A 3,722-nucleotide genomic window follows, 5' to 3' on the forward strand; every position below is an offset into this window, starting at 1 on the left:
CGGCCCCAAGAGCGATCTTGACTGGCGGGCATCTTCCTTTGACCGGGCAATGCTGGCTGGCATTGATGACGTGGGTATGGGGCTGCTTTATGGGTTGTATGACTGGCGTTACGAAACTTTGGCGCTCATGCAGCACATCGCCCACCTTGAAGACAGATTTGGTGTCGGCTGTCACACCATTAGCGTTCCGCGCATAGAGCCTGCCGTTGGTTCAGATATGGCCTCACATCCGCCGCACGCCCTCAGTGATAAGGATTTTTTGAAACTCGTAGCCATTTTGAGGCTGGCGGTGCCCTACACAGGTATCATCATGTCTACTCGTGAGAATGCAAATATTCGCAGCCTCACACTGGAACTTGGCGTTTCTCAAATTTCCGCAGGCAGCCGCACGAATCCTGGTGGATACAAAGAAAGCAGTCAGTTCGAGGCTGCCCAGTTTCAGCTTGGCGATCACAGAAGCCTTGCTGAGGTGGTGCAGGATTTGGGGGATCACGGATTCATTCCGTCATTCTGCACAGGATGCTACAGGCTTGGCCGCACTGGTAAGGATTTTATGGATCTGGCCAAACCCGGACTCATTAAAGCCAAATGTGCGCCAAACGCGCTTTCCACTTTTGAAGAGTATCTGCTGGATTATGCAACGGCTGAAGCCCGTCTGGCTGGACAGGGAGCTATTGCTTCCACGCTGAACGGCATGGAGGACCGTACGCGCCGCGTTTCGGAAAAACTGCTGGCCAAGGTGCGGTCTGGCCAGCGCGACGTCTACTGTTAAGCAGGTTCTTGTTGGAGTAGCTATGCGCCGATCAGAAATCTCTACTCTGCTGTTTGAGACCCCCTGGCCTGAACTGCGCCAATACGCGGTCCGGGTTCTCGAACGTGAAAAAGGCTCGCACGTTTTCGTACGCGGTCTTGTAGAGTTTTCCAACCTTTGTTGGCGTAATTGTCGCTATTGTGGCTTGAGGGGGGAGAACCGCGCCCTCGTAAGGTATACCCTTTCTCAAGCTCAAATCCTCAAGGCCGCTTCGGTGGCAGTGGATGCCGGCGTTGACACCATTGTGCTGCAGTCCGGCGAATACACCATTGATCCGTTGTGGCTAGCCCAGATAATCGACGCCATTAGAAGTTCGCATCGGGTGCCAATAACATTGAGCGTAGGCGAACAGCCCGAAGTGGCTTACGCACTTTGGAAAGAGGCGGGAGCCGTGCGCTTTTTGCTCAAGCACGAAACCTCTGACAGAAGCCTCTATGCCGCATTGCATCCTGGTCACAATCTGCAAGAGCGCCTTGATTGCCTGAAAAAACTGGCAAAGCTGAAATATGAATGCGGATCGGGCTTCATGATTGGCCTGCCGGGGCAGCATCCGGAAAGTCTTGTAGACGATATACTGCTTGCCCGTCGTTTGCGCGTATCCATGTGTGGAGCAGGCCCGTTTATTCCGCAGGAAAATACGCCATTGGGGCGATCGGAAAGTGGAAGCGTACCTATGGCCTTGCGTGTGTTGGCTGTGCTGCGCATCGTCTTGCCCTGGGCCAACATTCCGGCAACCACAGCCTTGGCCACTCTGGACGCTGAATGCGGGCAACGTGATGGTCTGCTGGCGGGAGCAAATGTTCTCATGCCCGGCTTCACGCCGATGGGTTTTCGCGAACACTATCGCATTTATGACAACAAAAATCGTGTCGATATGGCCGGGGTTCAGGCAGCCATTGAAGAAGCCGGGCGCACCCATGCCCTCAAGCCGTTATGGAAGACGCAAAGCACACTACCGAAAGCATTGGCGTCAGCCTAGAGCGCAGTAGTTTACGCATGGTCGGCGCAACAGGGTTCAGGCTGGCACGCCGGGCAGCGTTGGTAAAAACGTGTACTTCATCTGTTATCATCAGGAGGTTGAGATGCCGCGCATTGCAATGGAACATATCCAGTATGAGCCGCATGTGCCGCCAAAAGGTGCGGATGGCGACAAGATGCTTTTTGTGCAGATTGACGACAAAAAATGTATCGGCTGTGACCTCTGCCAGGAATATTGCCCCACCGGAGCAGTATATGGTGAAACAGGACTGGCCCATAAAGTCGCTTATCCTGAACCGTGCATCAACTGCGGGCAGTGTCTTACGCACTGTCCTGAAATGGCTATCTATGAGACACAGACATGGGTGCCCGAACTGCAGGAAAAGCTGAAGGATAAAAATCTCAAGTGCATTGCCATGCCTGCGCCAGCGGTTCGCTACGCCCTTGGCGAAGCTTTTGGGCTTGAGCCGGGAAGTGTGACCACAGGCAAAATGCTCGCAGCCCTCAAGGCATTGGGCTTTACACACTGCTGGGATACGGAATTCGCGGCTGACGTCACCATCTGGGAAGAAGCTTCGGAATTTGTACAGCGGCTGGGTAAAAACAAGGATCTTCCACAGTTCACGTCCTGCTGTCCTGGCTGGCAAAAATACGCAGAAACTTTTTACCCTGACCTGCTGCCGCATTTTTCATCCTGCAAGTCGCCCATCGGCATGAACGGCCGTCTTTCCAAGACCTATGGGGCCGAGAAAAAAGGCTATAACCCCGAACAGGTCTACACCGTCTCCATCATGCCCTGCATAGCAAAAAAATATGAAGGGCTGCGTCCAGAGCTGGCTTCCAATGGCATTCGTGACATTGACGCTACCCTTACCACCCGTGAACTTGCCTACATGATACGTCAGGCGAGGATAGATTTTGCCAAGCTGCCAGAAGGCGAGCGCGACAGCCTTATGGGCGAATCTACTGGTGGGGCGACCATATTCGGCGTGTCTGGCGGTGTTATGGAGGCCGCCCTGCGCTACGCTTATCAGGCTGTTACCGGCCAGCGCCCGGATTCTTGGGATTTCAAGGAAGTTCGAGGCTTGATGGGCGTGAAGGAATATGCCGTCACCATCAATGGCACAGAACTGCGTCTGGCCGTTGTACACGGGGGAAAACATTTTGCTGCCGTGTGTGATCAGGTGCGGGCGGGTAACTCTCCTTATCATTTTATCGAATTTATGGCGTGCCCTGGCGGTTGTGTCTGTGGCGGCGGGCAGCCCATCATGCCCAACCTGCTGGAATATGCTGAACGCAAGGCCACCAGCTTGTTCGCAGGCCTTAAAAAGCGTCTCGCTAACGCTTCAACCAACGCATAGGGGGCGGCTATGTCCATCATTGGCATCACAAGACGCGGTTTCTTGAAGGGCGCGTGTATCGTTTCTGGCGGTCTTTTGCTCAGTGTGCGCCTGGTTAACAAGGCGCATGCGGCGGTCAAAGACATCAAAGATTACATGGTAGACCGCACAAAGGGCGTGTACGGCGCGGACGCGGCGTTTCCCAAAAGAGCCTCGCAAGACAATACTCAGGTCAAAGCCTTGTATGATGACTGGCTCGGCAAGCCCTTGAGTCACAAATCCGAAGATCTGCTTCACACCCAATGGTTTGATAAATCGAAAAATCTTCAGGCGCTTGTTGACGCCGGGGTATATCCGCACCCGCGATACAAGGAATTTTCCGCAACTCCATATCCATACGAGTAGACAGTAATTTTAAAAATTGTGAGCTGTGCCCACAGCTCGCATCGGGAACCAGAGTGAGGTTCCCGCCCAGACCCTGGCCGGCACGGTAATGCCCCACCGTGTCGGCCCAGCTTGAATGGCAGAATGCTCAGCGGGCTGCAGCCAGAAACCGACGTCCCCCCGCCATAAGGAATCTCTACTATGAATGA

The 3,722-nt window shown here is 54.1% G+C and carries 3 protein-coding genes and 1 pseudogene; all 4 read left to right on the forward strand.

From position 1 onward, the window contains the following. Window positions 1–772 (forward strand): annotated as a pseudogene (locus QM579_RS08755) ([FeFe] hydrogenase H-cluster radical SAM maturase HydG); the annotation flags it as partial. Window positions 773–794: 22 nt separating this feature from the next. Beyond that, window positions 795–1,790, forward strand: a complete 996-nt coding sequence (hydE, locus tag QM579_RS08760) for a [FeFe] hydrogenase H-cluster radical SAM maturase HydE (protein WP_414998784.1) — start codon at window positions 795–797, stop codon at window positions 1,788–1,790. Between the two features lie 103 nt (window positions 1,791–1,893). Then, window positions 1,894–3,150 carry a [FeFe] hydrogenase, group A gene (locus tag QM579_RS08765; protein ID WP_414998785.1) on the forward strand — a complete coding sequence of 419 codons (1,257 nt, stop codon included), beginning with the start codon at window positions 1,894–1,896 and terminating at the stop codon, window positions 3,148–3,150. Window positions 3,151–3,159: 9 nt separating this feature from the next. Beyond that, window positions 3,160–3,534 (forward strand): iron hydrogenase small subunit, encoded by a 375-nt coding sequence (locus tag QM579_RS08770; protein ID WP_414998786.1) that lies wholly within the window; start codon window positions 3,160–3,162, stop codon window positions 3,532–3,534. The last annotated feature ends 188 nt before the right edge of the window (window positions 3,535–3,722 follow it).

The organism is Desulfovibrio sp., assembly GCF_047607245.1.
In the GTDB taxonomy this organism is placed as follows: domain Bacteria; phylum Desulfobacterota; class Desulfovibrionia; order Desulfovibrionales; family Desulfovibrionaceae; genus Desulfovibrio.

What these genes read in the sequence shown, in the direction of transcription:
- hydE (WP_414998784.1), top strand. Translation starts at nt 795, where the DNA reads ATGCGCCGATCAGAAATCTCTACTCTGCTGTTTGAGACCCCCTGGCCT.
- QM579_RS08765 (WP_414998785.1), top strand. Translation starts at nt 1,894, where the DNA reads ATGCCGCGCATTGCAATGGAACATATCCAGTATGAGCCGCATGTGCCG.
- QM579_RS08770 (WP_414998786.1), top strand. Translation starts at nt 3,160, where the DNA reads ATGTCCATCATTGGCATCACAAGACGCGGTTTCTTGAAGGGCGCGTGT.